Annotated in this window: 19 protein-coding genes; 17 read left to right on the top strand and 2 right to left on the bottom strand. The window is 38.4% G+C overall.

The genetic code is table 11. The annotated features are described in order from the left end of the window. Positions 1-16: 16 nt before the first annotated feature. Positions 17-2,023, top strand: a complete 2,007-nt coding sequence (gene ligA, locus MMB68_RS22830; protein WP_221813533.1) for an NAD-dependent DNA ligase LigA — start codon at positions 17-19, stop codon at positions 2,021-2,023. A gap of 13 nt (positions 2,024-2,036) precedes the next feature. Continuing rightward, positions 2,037-3,230, top strand: a complete 1,194-nt coding sequence (locus MMB68_RS22825; protein ID WP_221813532.1) for a CamS family sex pheromone protein — start codon at positions 2,037-2,039, stop codon at positions 3,228-3,230. Between the two features lie 54 nt (positions 3,231-3,284). Here MMB68_RS22825 and MMB68_RS22820 read toward each other — a convergent pair whose 3' ends face one another. Continuing rightward, on the bottom strand, positions 3,285-3,770 hold the full coding sequence (locus MMB68_RS22820; RefSeq protein ID WP_221813530.1) for a DUF3920 family protein: 486 nt from the start codon (positions 3,768-3,770) through the stop codon (positions 3,285-3,287). Between the two features lie 365 nt (positions 3,771-4,135). Here MMB68_RS22820 and gatC point away from each other — a divergent pair, with 365 nt between their 5' ends. The 12 genes from gatC to MMB68_RS22760 all read left to right on the top strand — a co-directional run bounded on the left by gatC (position 4,136) and on the right by MMB68_RS22760 (position 20,274). Beyond that, the gene (gatC, locus tag MMB68_RS22815; RefSeq protein ID WP_013055055.1) at positions 4,136-4,426 is read left to right on the top strand and encodes an Asp-tRNA(Asn)/Glu-tRNA(Gln) amidotransferase subunit GatC; all 291 of its coding nucleotides are present in this window, start codon (positions 4,136-4,138) and stop codon (positions 4,424-4,426) included. 16 nt (positions 4,427-4,442) lie between these two features. Beyond that, positions 4,443-5,900 carry an Asp-tRNA(Asn)/Glu-tRNA(Gln) amidotransferase subunit GatA gene (gene gatA / locus MMB68_RS22810; protein ID WP_013055056.1) on the top strand — a complete coding sequence of 486 codons (1,458 nt, stop codon included), beginning with the start codon at positions 4,443-4,445 and terminating at the stop codon, positions 5,898-5,900. Between the two features lie 14 nt (positions 5,901-5,914). Further along, the gene (gene gatB, locus MMB68_RS22805) at positions 5,915-7,345 is read left to right on the top strand and encodes an Asp-tRNA(Asn)/Glu-tRNA(Gln) amidotransferase subunit GatB (protein ID WP_013055057.1); all 1,431 of its coding nucleotides are present in this window, start codon (positions 5,915-5,917) and stop codon (positions 7,343-7,345) included. A gap of 234 nt (positions 7,346-7,579) precedes the next feature. Further along, positions 7,580-8,512: a diacylglycerol kinase gene (locus MMB68_RS22800; protein ID WP_016762783.1), complete on the top strand. Its 933-nt coding sequence runs from the start codon at positions 7,580-7,582 to the stop codon at positions 8,510-8,512. Between the two features lie 95 nt (positions 8,513-8,607). Next, entirely contained in the window at positions 8,608-9,981 is a 1,374-nt protein-coding gene (gene rlmD / locus MMB68_RS22795) for a 23S rRNA (uracil(1939)-C(5))-methyltransferase RlmD (protein WP_264408776.1), read from the top strand. A gap of 194 nt (positions 9,982-10,175) precedes the next feature. After that, positions 10,176-12,347, top strand: a complete 2,172-nt coding sequence (locus MMB68_RS22790; protein ID WP_221785695.1) for a S8 family serine peptidase — start codon at positions 10,176-10,178, stop codon at positions 12,345-12,347. An 87-nt stretch (positions 12,348-12,434) separates the two neighbouring features. Beyond that, positions 12,435-13,082, top strand: coding sequence for a hypothetical protein (locus tag MMB68_RS22785; protein WP_221813526.1), 648 nt, complete (start codon positions 12,435-12,437; stop codon positions 13,080-13,082). 216 nt (positions 13,083-13,298) lie between these two features. Next, complete coding sequence (locus MMB68_RS22780) at positions 13,299-14,114, top strand: YitT family protein (protein ID WP_013055060.1); 816 nt, start codon at positions 13,299-13,301, stop codon at positions 14,112-14,114. 195 nt (positions 14,115-14,309) lie between these two features. Beyond that, positions 14,310-17,048, top strand: a complete 2,739-nt coding sequence (locus MMB68_RS22775; RefSeq protein ID WP_221785693.1) for a GTPase domain-containing protein — start codon at positions 14,310-14,312, stop codon at positions 17,046-17,048. A gap of 13 nt (positions 17,049-17,061) precedes the next feature. Next, positions 17,062-17,292 (top strand): helix-turn-helix domain-containing protein, encoded by a 231-nt coding sequence (locus MMB68_RS22770; RefSeq protein WP_013055062.1) that lies wholly within the window; start codon positions 17,062-17,064, stop codon positions 17,290-17,292. 169 nt (positions 17,293-17,461) lie between these two features. Further along, positions 17,462-18,445: a BMP family ABC transporter substrate-binding protein gene (locus MMB68_RS22765; RefSeq protein WP_221785692.1), complete on the top strand. Its 984-nt coding sequence runs from the start codon at positions 17,462-17,464 to the stop codon at positions 18,443-18,445. Positions 18,446-18,468: 23 nt separating this feature from the next. Further along, positions 18,469-20,274 (top strand): ATP-binding protein, encoded by a 1,806-nt coding sequence (locus MMB68_RS22760; RefSeq protein ID WP_221785691.1) that lies wholly within the window; start codon positions 18,469-18,471, stop codon positions 20,272-20,274. Between the two features lie 26 nt (positions 20,275-20,300). Here the strand turns inward: MMB68_RS22760 and map are convergent, their stop codons facing one another. Beyond that, on the bottom strand, positions 20,301-21,047 hold the full coding sequence (map, locus tag MMB68_RS22755; protein ID WP_221785690.1) for a type I methionyl aminopeptidase: 747 nt from the start codon (positions 21,045-21,047) through the stop codon (positions 20,301-20,303). A 333-nt stretch (positions 21,048-21,380) separates the two neighbouring features. Between map and MMB68_RS22750 the strand changes: the two genes are divergently transcribed. The 3 genes from MMB68_RS22750 (at position 21,381) to MMB68_RS22740 (ending at position 24,063) form a co-directional block, all read left to right on the top strand. Next, on the top strand, positions 21,381-22,445 hold the full coding sequence (locus MMB68_RS22750; protein WP_221785689.1) for a lactonase family protein: 1,065 nt from the start codon (positions 21,381-21,383) through the stop codon (positions 22,443-22,445). A gap of 332 nt (positions 22,446-22,777) precedes the next feature. Further along, positions 22,778-22,957: a hypothetical protein gene (locus tag MMB68_RS22745; protein WP_264408778.1), complete on the top strand. Its 180-nt coding sequence runs from the start codon at positions 22,778-22,780 to the stop codon at positions 22,955-22,957. A 92-nt stretch (positions 22,958-23,049) separates the two neighbouring features. Further along, positions 23,050-24,063: a nitronate monooxygenase gene (locus MMB68_RS22740; RefSeq protein WP_221785248.1), complete on the top strand. Its 1,014-nt coding sequence runs from the start codon at positions 23,050-23,052 to the stop codon at positions 24,061-24,063. Positions 24,064-24,099 lie beyond the last annotated feature (36 nt).

Genomic DNA, 24,099 nt, shown 5'->3' with positions numbered 1-24,099 from the left:
GAAAAGGAGCTAGAATATGGAGTTTGAGACAGCAAAATCACGCGTTCAAGAATTACGCGACTTATTAAATCAATATGGATATGAATATTATGTGTTAGATCAGCCATCTGTTCCAGATGCAGAATACGATAAATTAATGAATGAGTTAATTGAGATAGAAGAATCATTTCCAGAATTAAAAACAGCTGACTCACCTACTCAGCGCATCGGCGGCCAAGTGCTCGATGCGTTTGAGAAGGTTCAGCATCAAACGTCTATGCTGAGTTTAGGAAATGCATTTAATGAAGAAGACCTTCGGGATTTTGACCGCCGAGTGCGCCAAACTGTCGGAGATGAGTTTTCTTATGTATGCGAACTTAAAATTGACGGGCTTGCTGTATCTCTTCGCTATGAAGATGGATACTTAGTGCTGGGGGCTACGCGCGGAGACGGTACGACTGGTGAAAATATTACTGAAAACTTAAAAACAATTCGCTCTATTCCACTGCGAATTAAAGAACCGTTATCAATGGAAGTTCGCGGAGAAGCATTTATGCCGAGAAAATCATTCGAAGCACTTAATGAAGCAAAAATGGAAAGGGATGAAGTTCCGTTTGCTAACCCCCGTAACGCAGCTGCTGGCTCACTGCGTCAGCTAGATCCTAAAATTGCGGCAAAACGTAATTTAGATATCTTTGTCTATGCCATGACTGATACAGGAGAATTAGAAATTGACTCTCACAGTGAAAGTTTGAATTTACTCGATGATCTTGGCTTTAAAACAAATAAAGAAAGACAGACGTGTGAAACCATTGATGATGTGATTGCTTATATCGAAAGCTGGCAAACGAAACGTCCAGAACTATCTTATGATATTGATGGCATTGTTGTAAAAGTAGATTCATTTGATCAGCAGGCTGAGCTTGGAACAACGGCCAAGAGTCCACGCTGGGCTATTGCTTATAAGTTTCCTGCTGAAGAAGTTGTAACCAAGCTTGTAAATATTGAGCTGACGGTAGGCCGGACAGGTGTCATTACGCCAACAGCTATTTTGGAGCCGGTTCAAGTAGCAGGTACGACGGTACAGCGTGCGTCTCTTCACAATGAAGATTTGATTCGTGAAAAAGACATTCGCATCGGAGATTATGTCGTGGTGAAAAAAGCAGGAGATATTATTCCTGAAGTAGTGAATGTGATTGAAGAGAAGCGAACGGGAGAAGAGCAAGAGTTTACGATGCCTACTCACTGCCCGGAATGTGAAAGTGAACTGGTGCGTTTAGAAGGAGAAGTGGCGCTTCGCTGCATTAACCCAAGCTGTCCTGCTCAAATTCGTGAAGGACTTATTCATTTCGTGTCCCGCAATGCGATGAACATTGATGGACTTGGTGAAAAAGTTATATCACAATTATTTCGTGAACAGTTAATTAAAGATGTAGCGGATATTTATACGCTGACAAAACAGCAGTTAATCGAGCTTGAGCGCATGGGTGAGAAATCTGCTGATAATTTGATTTCGGCCATCGAAGCCTCTAAAGAAAATTCGCTTGAGCGTTTGCTTTTTGGTTTGGGCATTCGCCATGTCGGAGCAAAAGCTGCAAAGACGTTAGCTCAGCACTTTGAAACCATAGACAAGTTAACAAAAGCAACGTATGATGAATTAGTGGCAATTAATGAAATTGGTGCCAAAATGGCTGATGCTATTGTCGCTTACTTTACACAAGAAGAGGTTCAAGAACTTATACATGAATTAAAAGAGTATGGAGTAAACCTTACATACAAAGGACCCAAGCTTGTAAGTGTAGAAAATGTAGATTCTGTTTTTGCTGGTAAAACCGTTGTATTAACAGGTAAGCTTGAACAGCTATCTCGCAATGAGGCAAAAGCACAAATTGAAGCACTTGGCGGTAAAGTCACAGGAAGCGTAAGTAAAAAGACAGACCTTGTTGTGGCAGGGGAAGAGGCTGGTTCCAAACTGACAAAAGCTAACGAGCTTGAAATTGAAGTATGGGATGAGGCAAGGCTACTTACGGAATTAAATAAATAAGAGGTGTGTGTAGTTGAAAAAGATATTGTTACTTTCTCTTGCGGTCATGCTTGTAACTTCAGCGTGTGCACCGAACCTTTCGGACGATAAAGAGACTGTTCAACAAACCAACAACAAGAAAGAAAAAGCAGTTATTCCGAAGTATAGTATTTCAGATGATTATTACCGAACAATTCTTCCATTTAAAGCGGGAGTGGCAAGAGGCTTAGTAGCAGCAAACTTAAACAATCGCTTGGATGCGCAAGAATTTGAAACAGGCTTAATGCGCTTATCGACAGATAGCTATTCTCCGAAAAAATATGTGTATCAAGAAGGCCAGTACCTTGATAAAGATACTATTCGCTCATGGTTAAGCCGTAAGCTGAGTGATAAACAGTTTAAAGATCTTCAAAGCAAAACAAAAGATGAGACGGCGAAAAAGAAGCTTAAAAACAATGGGTTAAACCCAATTGATACAGAAAAAGGCGATTTGAAAACTCGCAACGAAACAAGTCCAATGTACTTAGCGAACATTACTGAGCAAGATTATCTTATCCAAGATGGAGACGACAAGGTAAAACTCGGAGGCGTCACAATTGGCCTAGCGATGAATTCTGTTCATTATTATACAGAAGAAAATGGTTATGCACGTGAAGTGAAGCTTACAAATAAAGAGATTGAAGCGCAAGGAAAGCAAATGGCAGATGAAATTGTTAAGCGTATGCGCAACATCAAAGGCTTAGAAAATGTGCCAGTTCGAGTAGCATTATTCAAACAAAGTGCTAAGTCCTCTTTAACACCGGGTAACTTTATAGCTGTCGGAAATGCAGGTTCAAATGATACGGCTGTTGGCAGCTGGGATAATTTAGACGAGCAATATTATTTATTCCCATCATCAGATGCAACAAAAGATCATAGAGACGATGCGATGAAATTTGACGAGTTTAAAGCGCAAATCGAAGACTACTTCCCGAACTTTACAAGCGTAGTAGGGAAAGGGTATTACAAAGATGGACAGCTTCAAAAAATGACGATTGATATTCCCGTACAATTTTACGGAAAAGGTGAAATTGTAGGATTTACTCAGTACGTTGCTGGTTTAATGCTTGATCATTTCCCTTCATATATGGAAACGAGTATCTCTATTAACTCAGTAAGCGGACCGGAAGCTCTCATTGTTAGAAAAGCAGATGAAGACAAGCCGTTCGTTCATATTTACGAAGAGTAAGCAAAAAAGACACTGCTCAAGCAGTGTCTTTTTCTAATTCTATGAAATTGCCTCCTATGAAGGAATGGCGTGAGAATTTTGTCTCGTAAACTTAGCAAGATAATAAGCAGCAAATGCAAATGCATCTTGTTCGGTTGTCCGCTCTTCATACGGGCGCTTTTTATCCAACTCAAACTCTTTCTGATAATAAGGGATGTGATCTTGAATATAGTGGCGCAGCTCGTGAAAGATCGTTTCAATGAGCGGAAGATAGTCATCAAATTTAAAAATAAATATAATGCCCACTTCTCGCCAGTAAACGCCTGATGCAAACTGCAGGTATTCTGCTTCTTCTTCTCCAAGATCAGAAACAATTTTATTGGCTTCGCATGAATCACAAAAAATGATAGGAATATGAAAGGCTTTATTTAAACAAGCAAAAACATCTTTTTGCAAGGTGGACAAATCCCACTTGAATTCTTCATCTAATACAAACCATCTTCCGCTTTGCTGATACACAGGGCGCTGGTGAATGACTGACTGTATAAGTATTTTATTCAATTTTTATAGCACCTCTTTTACGGTAAAGTAGTTATTCGTTTTCTTTACTTTCCCAAAGACTAGTGAAATTAAAACATGGTGGTGTGTTCATCTAAAGCATGTTTCTCTTTCTATCTATCTTTTCTAAAAAGAAGGTTATTTTATACCTATGCAAGAGAGAAATATTTTATGACGAAGGAAAAGTATGGAATGTTGTTTGAATGAAATAGATTTGGTATAAAATAGAAGTGATAAATGTAAGCCCTGTCTTGTCTGGCGGGGTTTTTAATATTTTAGGAACTAGTCTCAGAAATGTTGCCTGTTGCTAGTGAAGTTTGGTATTATCAGTATATTGTAGTGGGACGAATATTCGGAGGTGAAGGAACATGTCAAGAATTTCTGTTGATCAAGTAAAACACGTTGCAAACTTAGCGAGACTTGCGGTGACGGATGACGAAGCAGAACTATTTACAAAACAATTAGATGCTATTATTACATATGCAGAACAATTAGATGAGTTAGATACTACAAATGTAAAACCAACTTCTCACGTATTGGATATGAAAAACGTAATGCGTGAAGATAAGCCAGCTAAAGGCTTACCAATTGAAGACGTAGTAAAAAACGCGCCAGACCACAAGGATGGCTACATTCGAGTACCAACTATTTTAGAATAAGGAAGGAGGCTTTACGATGTCTTTATTCGATCGTAAACTTTCAGAACTACATAGCCTTTTACACAAGAAAGAAGTACGTGTACAAGATTTAGTAGACGAATCATACAAACGTATTAATGAAGTAGATGATAAAGTAGGTGCGTTTTTAGCACTTAATGAAGACAATGCTCGTGCTTATGCAAAAGAGCTAGATGAAGCATTACAAACAAAAGATGAATTTGGCTTATTATTTGGTATGCCAATCGGTGTAAAAGATAATATTGTCACAAAAGATTTACGTACAACTTGCTCTAGTAAAATTCTAGCAAACTTTGATCCGATTTATGATGCAACAGTTGTTCAAAAATTGCAGGCAGCTGAAGCGGTGACAATCGGTAAATTAAATATGGATGAATTCGCAATGGGTTCTTCAACTGAAAACTCAGGTCTTCAGTTAACGCGCAACCCATGGAATTTAGATTACGTACCGGGTGGATCTAGCGGTGGTTCAGCTGCAGCTGTAGCAGCAGGGGAAGTTCCGTTTTCTTTAGGTTCTGATACTGGTGGTTCAATTCGCCAGCCAGCTGCTTATTGCGGTGTTGTCGGATTAAAACCAACATATGGTCGCGTATCTCGTTACGGATTAGTGGCATTTGCATCTTCTTTAGATCAAATCGGACCAATCACAAATTCTGTTGAAGATAATGCATACTTACTTCAAGCAATTTCAGGCGTAGACCCAATGGATTCTACTTCTGCTAATGTTGATGTACCGGATTATGTATCTGCTTTAACAGGTGACGTAAAAGGTCTTAAAATTGCTGTTCCAAAAGAATACTTAGGCGAAGGTGTGGGCGAAGAAGCTCGCCAGTCTGTTTTAGATGCACTAAAAGTGTTAGAAGGACTGGGCGCAACTTGGGAAGAAGTATCGCTTCCACACTCTAAATACGCATTAGCTACGTATTATCTATTATCTTCTTCTGAAGCGTCTGCTAACTTATCTCGTTTTGACGGCGTTCGCTACGGATACCGTACAGATAATGCTGAGAACTTAATTGAAATGTACAAGCAGTCTCGAAGCGAAGGCTTTGGAAACGAAGTAAAACGCCGTATCATGCTTGGAACGTTTGCGTTAAGCTCTGGTTATTATGATGCTTACTACAAAAAAGCGCAGCAAGTACGTACGTTAATTAAACAAGACTTTGAGTCTGTATTTGAAAACTATGACGTTATCATTGGACCAACTACACCAACTCCATCATTCAAAATTGGTGAGAAAACAGACGATCCATTAACAATGTATGCAAACGATATTTTAACAATCCCAGTAAACCTTGCTGGAGTACCTGGTATTTCTGTGCCTTGCGGCTTATCAAATGGATTGCCATTAGGGTTACAAATTATCGGTAAGCATTTCGACGAAAGCACAATCTATCGTGTTGCTCATGCATTCGAACAAGCAACTGAGCATCATAAAGCGAAACCAGCACTGTAAGGGGTGAGATAAAGATGAACTTTGAAACGATTATTGGTCTTGAAGTACACGTTGAGCTTAAGACAAAATCTAAAATTTTCTCAGCAAGTCCAAACGCATTTGGTGCGGCTCCAAATGCCAACACAAGTGTAATTGACTTAGGTTATCCTGGCGTATTACCTGTGTTAAACAAAGAAGCAGTTGATTTTGCAATGAAAGCAGCGCTTGCGCTAAACTGTGAAATCGCAACAGATACAAAGTTTGACCGTAAAAACTATTTCTATCCGGATAACCCAAAAGCTTATCAAATCTCTCAATTTGATAAACCAATTGGCGAGAACGGTTGGATTGAAGTAGAAGTTAAAGGTGAAACGAAGCGTATTCGTATCAACCGACTTCATTTAGAAGAAGATGCTGGTAAGTTAACGCATACAGGCGATGGTTATTCACTAGTAGACTTCAACCGTCAAGGTACACCTCTAATTGAGATTGTATCAGAAGCAGATATGCGTTCTCCTGAAGAAGCATATGCTTATTTAGAAAAATTAAAATCAATTATTCAATATACAGGCGTATCTGATTGTAAAATGGAAGAAGGTTCACTTCGCTGTGATGCCAATATTTCTTTACGTCCAGTTGGACAAGAAGAGTTCGGTACAAAAGCTGAGTTAAAGAACTTAAACTCATTTAACTATGTGCGCCGCGGTCTTGAACACGAAGAAATCCGTCAAGAAAAAGTGTTATTGTCTGGTGGCTTAATCGAGCAGGAAACACGCCGTTTTGACGAGTCTACAGGCGAAACAATTCTAATGCGTGTAAAAGAAGGATCTGACGATTACCGCTACTTCCCAGAGCCTGACTTATTAGAATTACACATCGACGAAGAGTGGAAAGAACGCGTTCGTGCTTCGATTCCTGAACTTCCAGATGCTCGTAAAAAGCGCTATGTAGAAGAGCTTGGCTTACCTGCTTATGATGCAATGGTATTAACGCTAACAAAAGAAATGTCTGATTTCTTTGAAGCAACACTTGCGGCGGGCGGAGATGCGAAGCTATCTTCTAACTGGTTAATGGGTGAAGTTTCTGCTTACTTAAACTCAAACCAAAAAGAACTTTCAGATGTAGCCTTAACACCTGAAGGCCTAGCTGGTATGATTCAATTAATTCAAGAAGGTACAATTTCGTCTAAAATTGCGAAAAAAGTATTCAAAGAATTAATTGAAAATGGCGGAGACGCAAAGAAAATTGTAAAAGAAAAAGGTCTTGTACAAATTTCTGATGATGCAACTTTACGCAAATTCGTAACAGATGCATTAGATGCAAACCCTCAATCTATTGAAGATTTCAAAAACGGTAAGGACCGTGCAATTGGCTTCTTAGTTGGTCAAATTATGAAAGCTTCAAAAGGCCAAGCGAACCCACCGATGGTTAATAAAATTCTTTTAGAAGAAATTAATAAACGCTAAATTTGATAACTAAATGTGAGGTGGATATCCATCTCACATTTATTATGAGTAAGGGCGATCGCGCTGAAGGTATGAATAAAAACCGAAACGTGAATATTGTATATCAAGGTTAATTTCTTTATAATATGTTTGTTCATGCCCCCTCTTGTTGATGATGTAATGTGAGGGGGCATTCTTTCACTGATAAAAGTAGGCAAAGATTTGTGACAAATTATCATTATTAGGATGATGAATATGAAAAGAGCGAGAATTATTTATAACCCGACATCGGGCCGTGAAATTTTTAAGAAAAACTTACCGGAAGTTTTGCAAAAGCTAGAGCAAGCAGGCTACGAAACATCTTGTCATGCTACAACTTGTGCTGGTGATGCAACAGAAGCTGCTAAAGTAGCAGTAGAACGTCGCTTTGACGTTGTAATCGCAGCTGGTGGAGACGGTACCATCAATGAAGTCGTAAACGGTATCGCTGGACAAGACTATCGTCCGCAGCTAGGTATTATTCCTGTTGGAACAACCAATGACTTTGCTCGTGCCATTAATGTGCCGCGTACGATTGAAGGCGCTATTGATGTCATTGTAGAAGGCGTAACAAAGCCAATTGACTTGGGCTGTGTAACAAATGATGGAGAAACGCATTACTTTGTAAATATCGCCGGAGGCGGCCGTTTAACTGAATTAACATATGAAGTGCCAAGCAAGTTAAAAACAATGCTTGGACAGCTAGCTTATTATTTAAAAGGCATGGAAATGCTTCCTTCTATTAAACCAACATCTGTTGAAATTGAGTATGACGGAAAATTCTTTGGCGGCGAGATTATGTTCTTCCTTGTTTCCTTAACGAACTCAGTCGGCGGTTTTGAAAAGCTGGCACCAGATTCCTCTTTAGATGACGGCATGTTTGATTTAATTATTTTAAAGAAAGCAAATTTAGCTGAATTTATTCGAATTGCGACACTTGCGCTGCGAGGGGAACATATCAATGATCCTCATATTATTTATACAAAAGCGAACCGTGTTAAAATTCATACAAATGATAAAATGCAGTTAAATCTAGATGGCGAGTACGGCGGATTATTGCCTGGGGAATTTGTAAACTTATATCGCCATGTAGAAATCTTTGTTCCAAAAGCAACAGCTGAATTGATGGAAAAAAATGAGATCGCCTAATTGCGATCTTTTTTCATGCTTTTCTTTGTTTGGCTTTGGCTCTTATGGTACAATCAGTTCAGCATTTTCAAATGACTAAAAGGATGTAACGATAAATGGAAAAATTAAAACCACCTGTAGAAAAAAATGAATATATAGATGTTGCGTTTGAAGATTTAACGCATGACGGAGCGGGTGTAGCGAAAGTGAACGGATTTCCTATTTTCGTTCAAAATGCGCTGCCCGGCGAAAGCGGCCAAGTAAAAGTCATTAAAGTAAAAAAAGGCTATGCGTTTGGCAAGCTTATCAAGCACCATACAATTAGTGAACAGCGTGTTGAAGCACCCTGTCCGGTATACAAGCAGTGCGGAGGCTGTCAGCTGCAGCATGTAAGCTATGAAGGACAGCTGCAATTTAAACAAAAGCAAGTAAAAGACGTCATGGCGCGAATTGGCCATTTACCTGACATTCCGGTACATTCGACGCTAGGAATGAACGATCCTTGGCGCTATCGAAACAAAGCTCAAGTTCCCGTAGCAGAACGAGAAGGCGGTTTGGTCGCTGGGTTTTATCAGCAGCGAAGCCACGACATCATTAACATGGATGCCTGTTTGATTCAGCAGCAGGCAAATGATGATGTTGTTCAAGCTGTCAAATCAATCTGTGAAAAGCATGGCGTTTCTGCTTATCAAGAACAAAAACATAAAGGCTCACTTCGTCATATCATGGCGCGCTACGGACTTGTAACGGGTGAAATCATGGTTGTCATTGTGACTCGTACAGCTGAGCTGCCAAACAAAAAGCGTATTATAGAAGACATTATCGAAGCCGTGCCGAACGTGAAATCAATTGTTCAAAACGTAAACAGCAAGCGCACAAACGTCATTTTAGGGAACCAAACGAACGTACTTTGGGGAGAAGAATATATTTACGATTATATCGGCGACGTTAAATTTGCCATTTCAGCAAAATCATTCTACCAAGTAAACCCTGAGCAAACAAAAGTGCTTTATGACAAAGCGCTTGAGTATGCAGATTTAACAGGAGAAGAAACGGTAATTGACGCCTACTGTGGAATCGGAACAATCTCGTTATTTCTCGCTCAAAAAGCGAAAAAAGTATATGGCGTTGAAATCGTGCCTGAAGCGATTGAAGATGCAAAGCGCAACGCTGAGCTAAACGGTATTCACAACGCTGAATTTGAAGTAGGCGAAGCAGAAGTCGTCATTCCAAACTGGTACAAACAAGGCATCAAAGCGGACGTCATCGTCGTAGATCCGCCGCGAAAAGGATGCGACGAAGCTCTATTGAATACCATCATTGACATGAAGCCGAAAAAAGTTGTCTATGTTTCATGCGGACCAGCAACTCTGGCACGTGACCTAGCTATTTTAGAAAAAGGCGGATATGAGACGGTTGAAGTTCAGCCTGTTGATATGTTTCCGCATACGACGCATGTGGAGAATGTGGCGGTGCTTACATTAAAATAAGAGGATAAATACGTAGATCGCTATCAATGAAATGATAGCGATTTTTTATTTTCCTTATAAATAAAAAGTATAAGTAAATAATTTTATAGTTCTTTTGTCGCAAAATGTCTAAAAGTAAATAGTTATATTTTCTTAAAATTCTGATATTATAGGTCTGTGGTATTATTTTTGGAATATTGATAAGGGGGACCTATATGAAAAAGTCTTTAAGTGCTTTATTGGGAGTAAGTTTATTAGTGTCTGGATTAACGCTAGGCACGGAGTCAAGTTATGCAGAGTCAAGTACTAATTCTAATGTGAAAAAGGCTACGCAACAGTTGAATCCTACTATCCAAATTCCTGCTAATAAAGTGAAGAAAAAAGAAAAAAATTTATTTAGCAGTAGCTCTAAAAAGGAAACTAGAAGAGGAAAGATAACTGAAGCGGATGCAAAAAGAGGATACATAAAAGACGAAATTATTGTTAAGTTTAAAACGAATAAGTCTCTTAGTAGTCTAGGAGATAAAACAGAGGCAAAAGGGTTAAAGTTAAATAAAACGTTAGATAAGAAACTGGGAATTCAAACGTTAAAGTTTGATACGAATGTATCAACTATGAAAGAAATCTTAAAAAGCTTAAATGCCTCCAACGCTGTGGAATATGCTGAACCTAACTATATTTATAAACCAGCAGCTGTTTCAGAGCCATATTATCAATATATGTGGGGATTAAAAAATACAGGTCAGTATATAGATGGAATGGCAGGGAAAAAAGGTATTGATATAAACGCTGAAAGCGCTTGGGTGAAAACAAAAGGAAGTGCTAGTACTACGGTAGCTGTAATTGATACCGGTGTAGATATTTATCACCCGGATTTAAAGGATAATATTTGGAAAAACACTGGAGAAATTCCTGGTGACGGAGTAGATAATGATCATAATGGTTACGTAGACGATGTGAACGGCTGGAATTTTTATGATGGAAACGAAGATGTTTATTATGACGAAACAGAAGATGATCATGGTACTCATGTAACTGGAACAATCGCGGCTAAGGAAAATTCAGTGGGTGTAATCGGTGTAGCACCTAACGTCAAAGTCATGCCTTTAAAATTTATGGGTCCTGATGGCGGTAGCACAGATGATGCCATTGCTGCAATCAATTATGCAAAATCAAAAGGTATTAAAATATCTAATAATTCGTGGGGAGGCGGACAGTACTCTCAGGCTTTATATGATGTTATTAAAAACTCAAACTCTACGTTCATAGCCGCGGCTGGAAACGATGGTGACAACATTGATTATTATGCCGCTTATCCAGCTGCTTTTGACTTACCTAATATCGTTTCTGTAGCAGCGGTAGATAACCAAGGTAATTTAGGCTACTTTTCGAATTATGGGAGTAAAAATGTAGATATAGCTGCACCGGGTGTTTCTATTTTGAGCACGCTTCCTGAGAATAGTTATGGCTATTTCAGTGGAACATCTATGGCTGCTCCGCATGTAACGGGTGTAGCATCATTGGTTTTAGCAGCAAATCCATCTTTCAGTTCTGCACAACTAAAAGATACATTGATGAAAAGTACCACAAAACTGTCATCTTTAACAGGAAAAGTTGCAAGCGGCGGTCTAGTTAACGCTGGATTAGCGGTATCAGCTGATATAGATGGAGAAATACCTGGAGTGTCTTTAAATGGAAATAGCATAAGCTCTACCTTGAACGCTTCCACAGATAAAGATGATGTATATTCAATAAAGTTAACAAAAGGCGAAAAGTTTACGGTGTCGTTATCAGGAGCTGCGGGGACAGATTTTGATTTGTATTTGTATAATCAAAATGCAAAAACTGTAAACTCTAGCGATGGTATCGTAGCTTACTCAGAAAAGTTGAATACTTCAAGTGAAACTTTAACGTTTGTAGCGTCAGCTGATGGTACTTATTATTTAGATGTATACGCTTATAAAGGAAGCGGAAGCTATAAAGTAGATGTGAAGTACGGAGCAACTGCTGGGGTATACGAAGATACTAGTACAAATTTGGCTTATACAGGAAACTGGAGTAAAGTGTCAAACAGCAGTTCATCAGGAGGATCATACAAAGCTGTAAATGAAGCAAATGCTAGCATGCAGTTTGTATTTAATGGAACTGAAGTATCTTTAAATACACTTAAGGATAATACCCAAGGGCAAGCAAAAGTAACGTTAGACGGCACCGCTTATTGGGTTGATTTGTACGCTGATAAGCCACAGTATAAAGCTACAGTGTTTAACAAAAAAGGATTAAAAGCAGGAAAACATACTCTCAAAGTTGAATGGTCTGGAAAAGTTCATCCTGGAGCTAAAAAGACCGTAACAAAAGTAACGCTAGATTCCATTACAGTTAAATAATCTGAATATGTTTGTTGATTAGGGGCAGCTTTCAGCTTTCACTTTAGGATGCTGTCTCTTCTTAAGTAAAAAAGAGGAGAGACCTTCATGGAAAAGCAATACTTTAATTTAATGTCATTCTTTAACGGTTATGTACGGAGCTATCGAAGAATGAACTTATCAAGTTTACATAATCGATCCATGTTCACAAAACGAGAAATTGATTATTTTGCTCATTTAGGGGAGTTGTTAGGCTTTGATGCCTTTATTGAAGACTCTAAGTTCGATTGCTTGAAAGGTCGTTCTAGACCAATGGATTTATCTTGGTGGAAATGGGATGCTCGATTTGATGACGAATACTTTTTATATCTGGCCTTACATTTAGAACGAGAAAATGTTTGGGAAAAAGATGTCGATACCATTCAAAAGTTATTTTCACAAACGAAAGAAGAATATATTCCTCATAATGTAATAGGAATTCAGTTCGTAGAGTCTTTTGAAAGGATAAAATATCTAAATGAATTGATTCTTCAAAAAAATGCCATTCAAAAGTCTAATGCTTTAATGATTTATCGATATTATGATGCTGAGATTAATTCAGAAAGAATTTATGCGTGCAGCTTTACTCCAAAAGGTATGAGTGAAGTAAGAAAAGCTATATGTGCTCAGGATCAGACGGGGTATTGGTTTATGGTATTTGAAGAAGAATATCAACAAGCTGATTTTGATAACGAGAAAATTAGTATAGAAAGATAAATGGGAAATTCGCTACATGAAAAATCAACCTATTTGAATTTAAAGCGAAAGAGGATACCGCTAAGGTTTTTTCTTTCGCCTTTTTACATTTGTCCACCTCACCAACACAGCAAATTTCTGAATATACTTTTTTTAAGGTTTTCAATATTTTAGGAATTATAATAAAGAAGCAATAAATGAAAACATTATATTTGTGGTAAGAGGTGAAGGGACATCATGTATAGAGCAATTGCTATTATAGCAGGTTCTGTGTTAATTGGATTTGCATACAATTGGTTTTTAATCCCCCATAAAGTGCTAAGCAGCGGTATTAGCGGTATTGCTATGATTATAGGAATTTTAACGCCTGCAAGCACGGGAACAATGAATTTTTTGTTAAATTTACCCCTTTTAATTATTGGTTTTATGAAGTTAGGAAAGCGGTTTGTTTTACATACCCTGCTGTCCGTTGTGGCTTTATCAATTGCTTTATACGTGATTCCCTTGAGAGCTGTTAGTACAGATCCTATTCTGTCAGCTGTTTTTGGAGGAGTTTTAACTGGAATTGGCGTAGGATTTGTTTTTCGTCAGTCAGCTTCGACAGGTGGATTTGATATTATTGCGATGCTTCTTACGCATAAAAAAGAATTTCCGCTTGGCGCTATATTATCAGCGATGAATGCCGTGGTTGTATTTGTTTCAGGTTTTTTTGTGAATTGGGACGCGGCTTTATATACGATGCTTTCGATTTTCGTCACAGGAAAAGTAGTGGATGCGATTCATACTCGCCATATTAAGCTCACGTTAACCATTATTACGAGAAAAGGCGAAGAAATGAAGCAGCAGCTTCTTACGAATTTGGTGCGCGGCGTGACGTTAATGAACGGTGAAGGAGCTTATTCAAGAGAAGACCGTAAAATATTAATGACGGTGATTTCACGCTATGAGCTTGCAAACCTCAAGCAGTTAATTCAATCTGTGGATCCTGAAGCTTTCGTAAATATTACGGAAACGGTAGAAGTAATGGGGCTGTTTCGACGGGATGCCTATTAATATATTTGTTATTTCAGCGCCGATTTATGATAAATAGCCATTTTTATAGTATAAAAGTTATAAAAAAAGCCTTAAGAGTAGTTCTTGAGGCTTTTTTTGCGTAAAATATGAGTAAGAAAATATCGTGTATGAAAAGTATAAAAAAGGGAATTTGATAGAGTACATAAAATATTGACATCAAAAAGGAGAGACTATATGACGGTAGAATATCAGTTAACGAAAAAGAAGTATTACGAAACGTTTATGCAAGAAAATGAAAATCAGCCGCCTGTAAAAGTCCTTGGACAAGCTTATTACGAAGAGCAGCAAAAAGAGTGGTACGACTTATCGCTCATTCGCTTAGCTCAGGGAGAAGTGTACTTCCACAACCAAGATTTTGAATCTGCGATTTTTAAGTGGGAGAATGTAAATGGCGAGTTTAAGCTGTGGGCGAAGAAAAATACGGCCGACGCGCATTATGAATTGGGGTTGTCTACGCTCGCTGAAGAGCTTTACCTATCCATCGAAACGGATTCAAAAGTATTAAAAGCTGAAATAGCGCTGAAGCTGTTTTCGCTTTATACGGACTATAACAATATTGAACGAGCTTATGAAGTCATTAACGAGCTGGTTGCTTCTCAGCCGGATTATCCAAACGTCACGGCGATTGCACGCAGATTTTATGAAGAGCAAGAAGACTTTAACAGCGCAGTGGAGCTTGCGGTAGATGAGTGTATTCGAACGGAATCGTTAAATTGGTTTGCTGTATTAAAGACTTACGTAGATAAAGGATATACAGCAAACTTTATCCCTAACTATTTTTATCAAGTGATGATTTCATTTTACAAAGTGGACCAAGTATATTTCAAACAGCTTGTCTCAGCTTTATGGAAACAATATAAAAGTCAGCCTCCTTATCTTGCTTGGATTAAAACTATCAATGATATTTTCTTGAATATTGAAGTGGGCCTCTATGATTATTGGCAAGAGATTTCAACTCTTTATCAAGAGACGTACACCGACTTAATGGAAAGTGATCATTCTGTAAAGGAATTGCATGAAGTCATTCCGAACGTATTAACAAACTGGCTTAAAATTACCAATAAGTCACGTGCGTTATTTCCGTCTGCAGCTGTGCTTTCATGGAATGAAAAGTTTCCGTCAACTATTGATACCATTACAATCGAAAATGCAGGCAGATTAATTTTTGAGGCGCGTAACGACATTGATGGTCTTGAATATCACTACAAGCTTTGCCATGGCATTATTAAATGGGCTAATGAAAATGGTTTAGAAGTGGGGCATACTTTTAAATGGTGGGTAGACTTTTTATTAGATGCTCATACGACACACTTATTAATTACAGGAACAAATGCTGCAACGTCTTCATTTGTGGGATCGATTACAGAAGAAAAGGTACCGCAAAATCACGAAACAACCTTTGTGTTCATTCATGATGAAGAAGAATCTATCCAGCAAATCGCTGATCAAGAAATCATTCCGATGGAAACGATTGACGGAGCGGAGCAATCTTCTCACCAGGCGCTTGTAGAAGTGAAAAAACCTTTTGCGTTCCTTGATAAGCATAATTGTTCATGCATTGTTACGCCAAGCTTTACAGAACAAGAGGCGCGTAAGCAGGATGCATTTAAATATGCTCCTTTAGCAGATGGTTTACTGTTTGTGCTTGATGCAAAAGAATCGCTGCTTGATGAAGAAAGAGAATTATTGCTGGAGATTAAAGAGCATGCGCCAAATACGCCAGTTCATTTTGTTATCAACAATATGGACAGTCTTTATAATCAAGCAACGATTGAGCGAATTACAAAAGAATTTGAAGCAAGCATTGGAGCTGATTTCCCGCAGGCACATGTATTAGCCTATACGCCTCACTACGTATCGAGTCAGCACCACGGAGACTTGGCTCAGTTTATTAAAGCTAATTTCTATTACGATCCAAACGACGTTGGAGTAGAAGAGCGTGCGCGCAGACTGCTGTTCTTCATTCAAAGCATGCTAAAGAGCTTAGTGGAGAAGAGAAATCAAACAGAAAATCATTTGATTGAAAGCATTAAATGGAACGAAGATATGCTTGTGCGATTAAATGGCTTCTTGCATCGAGTGGATGACTTAGAACAAGAAAAAGCAAGTAGTATTGTTTCGGCTTATCACGGCATCAAAGAGGATATTAGCAAAAAGCTAAAAAATAAAATTCCTCGTTTACTCAAAAAGTCTTCAGAATTAGTGAAGGAAGACAGTGATTTTAGTACGGTTCATATTGAGCTGAATAAACAAATGAATATGCGTGTGGAAGAGCACTTGCAGCAAGATGTCCTACCTAAGTTCCGCATTTCTTTAAAGGACTGGATTGCTACATCAAATGAAGAGCTGATTGCGAGTCAAGTAGATATTGAAGAAGTAGCAGAGTCATTAAATAAGATGTACAATGAGCAAAAATTAACGTTAGCCTGCGATTTTAAAGTGCTGGACGACTGGCGCCGCGACGTTAATCGTATGGCTAATCGGGTTCAGCTGGATGAAGAAAATATTTTACTTCGCGTTAATCCAACGCAGCTCTTGTTAAAAGGAGCAGGAAAGCTGTTTTCTTCCATTCTTCAAAATCAAACGCTGCTTTATAATCAATATAAAAAGTACATTGAAAGTCAAGACTATCAAGATATCACAGAATCTATGCTGGCAAAGTTTTTTATGCAATTTAATTTATTTGAGAAAAATTTAGAAGTTGATATTGAACTATTCTTTGAAAAGCCAAAAGAGGTTTTAAAAGAAACGATTGAAGAAACACAGGCGCATATTAATGAAAATCAAGACGTGTTAAGTCATATGAAAGCCAATCCTGAAGCTTACTATGATCCGTTAACATTATTCCAGCTTCGCTTGCGTCAGTATGAGTTAATGGTTAAAGCTACAGAAGAAGTACAATATAACGTATAAAAGGTGGAGCAGGATGTATTTAACGATAAAAGAAGCAGCAGAGTATCTATCTTTTCCTGAAGAATATGTACAGAAATTGATTCAAGAAGGAAAAGTACGGGCTATATTTGATGGTGAAAACTACTTATTAAATAAAGAGCAGTTTAACACCCATTTAGAGCAAATGGAAAAGTACAAAAAACAAATTGAAGAATACCTAAATGAGCCAATCCCTGAAGATATGGACGTAAAAGATGAAGATTGAAGGCAGAAGCAGAAAACAGATGTTTTCTGCTTTTTTTTGGTGTGAAAGTGTTAAAAAAGGTAAGATATGAAAGAAATGTCGAAAAAAGTTGGAATTTCGTTAAAGATGTAGTCTTTTTAGATGCTTTTTTTATATAATGAAAGTATGCTAAACAAAAAGGAGAAGGTCTATGCAACGATCAAGACAGTTAAGGCTGATCTTATTGCTTGCCCTGATTGTTGTCGCTTCGTTTTTAATTATTATTATTTCGAAAACACATGGGATTATAAGTCAGCAAACGACAAAAAAAGTAGAAAACACAAGCGTTGCAATTCTCACCTCTGATGTACTGACGGATCAAAGCTGGGGCAGTCTAGCTTATAAAGGAAAAATCAACATTGAGCAGCAGTACCCTGTTTCGGCTCAAGTTATTAGCGAAGTAAATACGAACAAAAAAATGAAGGAAGCTGCTGAAAAAGTTATTCAAAATGGAACAAAAGTCGTAATTGGACATGGAAGAGAATTTTCTACCGTTTTTACAGAACTAGCTCCTAAGTATCCTCATGTTCATTTCGTCACCATTCACGGTACTTCAATGTATAAAAACCAAACTGTATATACATTTGATCAAACAAAAATAGAGCATCTGGCAGGTACGGCAGCTGCCATGAAGACAAAAACGAAAAAAATTGGATTACTCGATACATTTGCAAAAGAAAAAAATCCAGGATTCGAACAAGGAATCAAAGCGTATGATTCATCGATTGCTTTTTATTATCGAGTTGTAAACAGCCGAGACGATGGAGCAAAAGCAGTAAAGCTGCTCCGCGAGTTAAAAGCTCAAGGTGTCGATATCGTTTATGCTAAAGGAAATTCGTATAATCAAGAAGTTATTCAAGAAGCGAAAACACAAGGAATGTACGTAATAGGATATTTAGATGATCAGGCGTACATGGGTAGGTCTGTTATTTTAACAAGTGTGATAAATGATGTTCCTCAAGCTTACAACGTGATTATGAAAGACTATTTTAGTAAAAAAGGTCTTCCATCTGGAGAAGTCAAACTTGACGCCAGGGACGGTGTTTATAAACTAGCGCCTTTTGGACCGATGTACAGTAAGCGGGAAAAACAAATTTTATATTCGAAAGTTAGAATGTCTACACAGCCAAAGTAACTATGAAAAAGAAAGAGATGATTATGAATCAATTATTTCGCAACATGTCATTCCGTAGCCAAATATTAACGATTCTTCTTTTGATTACATTCATGTTAAGCGGGTTCTCTTTAGTTTTAGTGCATGCCATTGATAAAATGAATCATGTAAGCAACGAAATTAAAGATGAAGATGTTCCTCAAATGGTGTGGCTTTCTTATTGGGAAGAGCAGCTGAACATAAAAGAATACATTGTGAAAAATAATCTAAAGAACCCCACTGTCTCTTTGATAGAAGAATATCAATCATATGATACACGAGTTATTGAAGACAATGAAAAGTATAAGCAGCCTGTGCCAAAATCGTTGATTCCGCTGAAGGAAAAAATAGAGCTGCTGGATTTTAAGATTTCTAATAACGTGCAGGGACTGCTGAAGTACGGAGATATAGAGGGAGCAAAAGAGTATCTTAAGGAAAATTATTTGCCGGATCTGCATCAGATAAAAAAAGATATTAATAGTTCAAAAGAAGAGACAGTTGATTCACTTGATACACTATCAGATACACTGTCTGCCATTATTAAAGATTCATTAATTTTACTATTGATTTTAACAGTAAGTGCTATTGTGGCTTCTCTTTATGCTTCTTATCGCATGAGTGCGAGCCTTACGAAACCAATTGAACAAATGATTGAAAAAGTGAATGACATCGCAGACGGAGAATACGGTCTTGTTCTTCAAGACACAAAGCAAATTGAGTTGAAGCAGCTTTCGGCTTCTATCAATCAAATGTCGGTTAGTTTAGAAGATTCATTTTGGAAAATCATTAAAGATAAAGCGTATCGCCAGCAGATCTTAAATTCACTGCCTGTTGGAATTATTACAATGGAAGATGAGACAAATAGTATATTTGCCAATACCTCAGCAAAGCAGTTTTTAGATCTCGACGAAAAGGATATTTGCGGGTATATGGAAGAATGTCCTGAATATAATACTGAATTTTGGAGCATGTTGAATTCGGGAGAAATTCACGAAAATAAAAAAGTATTATTTGGAACGAAAGAGACGTGCTATTGCTTTTTAGCCTCTCAAACGCAGCTGTTTAACGAGCAGAACGAAAGCATCGGAAGAATTTTTTATTTCATTGATATATCGGATACCGAAGAATTAGAAAAGCGAATGCATCAGTCTGAGAAACTCGCTCTAGTTGGAGAAGTGGCAGCCGGAGCTGCTCATGAGATTCGTAATCCTCTTGCCGTGATTCATGGATTTATATCTCTTATGAATCAGTCTCTTTCTGATGAGGAGAAAAAGCGTTTTTACTTGCCTTTGCTTATGAAAGAGCTAGAGAGGATTAACTACATCATTGAAGAAATGCTGTTGTTATCAAAACCAGGGACTCCGGTGATGAAAAAAGTCAGCATGCAGGAGATTATTAATGAGCTATTGCCTTTGATTACTCACTCAAGCAAATTCACAGAAAAAGATAAGCTTATCTTCGATGTGAAACTGCAGCCGTATATATTAAAGGTAGATGAAAAGCAAATCAAACAAGTTCTTCATAATTTAATTCGAAACAGTATGGAAGCCATGGATGGAGAAGGAGTCATTACAATCTACTCGCAGGTTCATGAAGATAGCTACTGTCTATACATTGAAGATACTGGAAAAGGAATTCCTTTGCATATGCAGCAGTCTCTGTACCAGCCGTTTTCCACTTCAAAAGATAGCGGCACAGGTCTTGGTCTGCCCATTGCTCAGCGTATTCTAGAAAGCCACGGAGGACAGATTAAATTATTATCTACTTCTTCCAGCGGCACAGTTTTTGTTATTAAATTTCCTCTACATTAAGAAAACAGCCTCAAAAGGGCTGTTTTTTAATGTGCTGTTAAAATAAGAGGACCGTTTTTCGTAATCGCAAGTGTATGTTCAAATTGAGCGGATAATTTACCGTCTGTTGTACGAGCCGTCCAACCGTTTTTATCCATTTTAGAATGCCATGTACCAGCGTTTACCATTGGCTCAATTGTAATAACCATACCTTCTTTTAAACGTGTACCTTTGCCAGCTTTTCCGTAGTGAAGAATGGTAGGTGCTTCGTGCATGGTATTTCCAATTCCGTGTCCTGTGAAGTCGCGTACCACAGAGAATTTTTCGCCTTCTACATAGCTTTGAATAGCATGGCCGATGTCACCTGTGCGATTTCCTGGCTGTGCTTGCTCGATTCCTTTTAAAAGCGCTTCGTATGTAACATCTACTAGACGCTGTGTTTCGGCTGAAATTTCTCCAACGGTATGAGTCCATGCGGAATCTGCTAAGCCTCCGTTTAAATTTACAACCATATCAATGGTTACGATATCACCGTCTTTTAACGGTTTAGTTGTTGGAAAACCGTGGCAAATTTCATCATTTAAAGAAGCGCACGTTGCATATTGATATCCTTTGTATCCCTTTTGTTCCGGCGTTGCTCCGTGCTTTGCTAAGTACTCTTCAACAAATTTATCAATTTGCATTGTTGTTATGCCTGGTTTGATCATTTTAGCGATTTCTTTATGACAAGAAGCTAATAATTTACCTGCTTCGTGCATTAAATTAATTTCGCGTTCACTTTTTAATGTGATCATTGTTGTTCACTCCTTTTTGGATGTAACTTTACGAAAAAAGTTGAGCAGCGGTTATAGCGATGAAAGTCGACTATTCATCAGTTCATTTTTCTTTATTTAAAAATCCAAGAAATACAGAAGCCGTCTGCTATGGGGCGATATAAAATCATCCTTAATCATAACGCCCAATGGTAGGAAAATGCAAGATGCAGGCTTAAAAAGGAAGGGTTTGACGATAGGCATGTAGGGAAAACTGATAAATGAACGTTTAATGAAAGCATTCTCTACAACAAATGCGGTATGATATAGTAAAATAAATGAAACAAAACAATTCTTTAGGAGGGGTATAGGAAAATGAGTGAACATGGAAAATTTATTGGATTTGCAGGTACATACACAAAAGCAGGTAGTGAAGGTGTCTATACATTTACGTTAGATACAAAGGCTAAAAAGATTGTAGAAGTAAAAGCCGTGGCTAAAATTGAAAATCCTACATACTTAAATGCAAGTAAAGACAACGAACATCTTTATACAGTTATTAAAGAAGGAGAAAAAGGCGGAGTAGCTGCTTTTAAGATTGATCCCAACACGGGGCAACTAAAGTTTGTAAACAAACAGCTGCTAGACGGTGCGCCTCCTTGCTATGTTTCGGTGAATGAAGACAATACGCTTGTTTTATCTGCTAACTTTCATAAAGGGAGCGTTGAGACGTATTCTGTTAATGAAGAAACAGGGGAAATTGAATATGTAGCATCCGTAGTGGAACACCCTCATTCAGACCTCAAAAAAGGACAAAAAGGAAAACCACACGTACACTATGCCGATTTTACTCCTGGAGAAAAGCACGTGGCCGTTGTGGACTTAGGTATTGATGAAATCGTGACATATGAAGTGGAAGAGAATAAATTGAAGGAAGTCAACAGTCTTTCTACATCTGTTGGTTCGGGTCCTAGACATTTAACGTTCCATCCAAATGGCCGCTATGCCTATGCAATGACAGAATTCAGCTCTGAAGTTTTATTTTTAACTTATGACGAAGGCAAAGGAAGCTTTACTCAACAACAAGCTACTTTAGCGATCCCGGCTGATTTTACAGAAAATAATCAAGGGAGTGCGATCCACATTTCTTCAGATGGCCGCTTTGTCTATGCAGGAAACCGCGGACATAACTCGATTGCAACATTCAAAGTAGATCAGGATTCTGGACAGTTAACATTCGTAGAATGGACAGGCACTGAAGGCGACTGGCCGCGCGATTTTGTTTTGGATCCAACGGAACAATTTATTGTAGCGTCTAATCAAGAAACAGGAAACTTGGTACTGTTTGAAAGAGACCAAGAAAGTGGAAAGCTAACGCTTCTTCAATCTAATGTTACGGTTCCAGAAGCTGTGTGCGTAAAGTTCCTCCACTATAAGTAATCGATGTAAAAAGCAAGACCTGATCAAAGAACAGTCAGGTCTTGCTTTCAAACCTAAGCGGCTGTCACTCCCCTTGCGGGGTTAGTGCCATCCGCATAGGTGAACCTTTGAGGGAATAATCAGGTAGTGCGCGTTCCTTAGTACGATTTATGATCGTGATTTTTGAAAAGTGCATAATCTATATATGGAAAAAAGATCAGACAAAAGTAGTTTAGTGGAAGGAAGGTCCGAACGATGAATTGAGATTCTTTATGGAGAATCTCAATTCATCGTTCGGATTTTTTCATTGGCATAGTAAACGTAGGTTTCATGTATATAGTAGCTTCTAGCGGTTGATTGGAGGGCAAGACGAAGACTCCTGCGGGAAAAGCGGAACAGGTGAGACCCCGCAGGAGCGTAAGCAACGAGGAGGCTCAACGGCCGCCCGCGGAAAGCGAAGTCTTGCACGGAAATCAAGAGCGGTGTTAAAAGTGATCCATACTAATTCATTTATCCCATTTGTTCGTCTTTAAATTGAATTTATTTTGTTATTTCTCAATCTCTTTTTTTTTCTGGGGTTATAGTAGAATGAAGAGAGAACGCATGAAAGGCTGAGGTGAGAAGTGTGGAAGATATTTGTAAATATCCAATTGTGCAAGCTCCCATGGCAGGAGGAGTTTCGACGCCTAAACTAGCTGCAGCAGTATCTAATAGCGGAGGGCTAGGGTTTTTAGCCGCGGGATATAAAAGCGCGCGTGAATTGGAGCAGGAAATTATAGAGATGCACTCACTTACGAAAAAACCTTTTGGAGTGAATCTGTTTGTTCCGACAAGTGAAAAAGTAGCAGTTGATGCACTTGATTGTTATCAAAAGGAACTGTCAAAAGCAGCTGAATATTTGGAGTGTGAAGTTGGTATACCAAAGAATGATGATGATGAATGGAGTGCCAAGCTCGACATCATTCAAAAACATCGAGTACCTGCTGTGAGCTTTACGTTTGGGTGCCCGGATCGAGAGATTGTAGCAAGTTTAAAAGGAAATGGAAGCCGTGTTTTCGTTACGATTACAACACCTCAAGAAGCCGAAGTAGCTTTGAGAGCAGGAGCGGATGCGCTATGTTTGCAAGGAATTGAAGCCGGCGGCCATCGGTCTACTTTTTTAGAGAGTTCAGTGGACTATCAGCTTATGAATTTGCTAAAAGAAGTCCGTCTAATCACTAAAAAGCCATTGATTGCTGCAGGAGGGTTGATGAGGGGGTCTGACATTAAACGCGTGTTACAAGAAGGAGCTTCTGCTGCACAGTTAGGTACAGCTTTTATTTGTTGTCCAGAAAGCGGAGCGAGTGCTCTTCATAAAGAAAGCATTCTTCAAAAGCGTTTTAATGAAACAGGTGTCACACGAGCTTTTACAGGAAAACGTGCTAGAGGATTTGTGAATTCTTTTTTTACTTTCTATGATAAATCGGCACCATCCGCTTACCCTCATATTCATTATATGACAAAGCCTATTCGAGCAAAAGCTACACAAATGAATAATCCAGAGTACACTTCTTTGTGGGCAGGAACTGGATTTACGCTGGCAAAAGAGCTGCCTGCACATCTTATTGTGGGAGAGCTTGTACAAGAACTAAATGAATGATGAGAATTACGGTGTTGCTTGCTTTAAGTGCAAGCA

Source organism: Priestia sp. Y58 (genome assembly GCF_029522095.1).
Classification (GTDB): domain Bacteria; phylum Bacillota; class Bacilli; order Bacillales; family Bacillaceae_H; genus Priestia; species Priestia megaterium_E.
This window is presented reverse-complemented; position numbering and strand designations above follow the sequence as displayed.

Bases quoted from the DNA above. Each gene is read 5' to 3' on its own strand.
- ligA (WP_221813533.1), top strand. From the start codon at position 17: ATGGAGTTTGAGACAGCAAAATCACGCGTTCAAGAATTACGCGACTTA.
- gatC (WP_013055055.1), top strand. From the start codon at position 4,136: ATGTCAAGAATTTCTGTTGATCAAGTAAAACACGTTGCAAACTTAGCG.
- gatA (WP_013055056.1), top strand. From the start codon at position 4,443: ATGTCTTTATTCGATCGTAAACTTTCAGAACTACATAGCCTTTTACAC.
- gatB (WP_013055057.1), top strand. From the start codon at position 5,915: ATGAACTTTGAAACGATTATTGGTCTTGAAGTACACGTTGAGCTTAAG.
- MMB68_RS22800 (WP_016762783.1), top strand. From the start codon at position 7,580: ATGAAAAGAGCGAGAATTATTTATAACCCGACATCGGGCCGTGAAATT.
- rlmD (WP_264408776.1), top strand. From the start codon at position 8,608: ATGGAAAAATTAAAACCACCTGTAGAAAAAAATGAATATATAGATGTT.
- MMB68_RS22790 (WP_221785695.1), top strand. From the start codon at position 10,176: ATGAAAAAGTCTTTAAGTGCTTTATTGGGAGTAAGTTTATTAGTGTCT.
- MMB68_RS22785 (WP_221813526.1), top strand. From the start codon at position 12,435: ATGGAAAAGCAATACTTTAATTTAATGTCATTCTTTAACGGTTATGTA.
- MMB68_RS22780 (WP_013055060.1), top strand. From the start codon at position 13,299: ATGTATAGAGCAATTGCTATTATAGCAGGTTCTGTGTTAATTGGATTT.
- MMB68_RS22775 (WP_221785693.1), top strand. From the start codon at position 14,310: ATGACGGTAGAATATCAGTTAACGAAAAAGAAGTATTACGAAACGTTT.
- MMB68_RS22770 (WP_013055062.1), top strand. From the start codon at position 17,062: ATGTATTTAACGATAAAAGAAGCAGCAGAGTATCTATCTTTTCCTGAA.
- MMB68_RS22765 (WP_221785692.1), top strand. From the start codon at position 17,462: ATGCAACGATCAAGACAGTTAAGGCTGATCTTATTGCTTGCCCTGATT.
- MMB68_RS22760 (WP_221785691.1), top strand. From the start codon at position 18,469: ATGAATCAATTATTTCGCAACATGTCATTCCGTAGCCAAATATTAACG.
- map (WP_221785690.1), bottom strand. From the start codon at position 21,047: ATGATCACATTAAAAAGTGAACGCGAAATTAATTTAATGCACGAAGCA.
- MMB68_RS22750 (WP_221785689.1), top strand. From the start codon at position 21,381: ATGAGTGAACATGGAAAATTTATTGGATTTGCAGGTACATACACAAAA.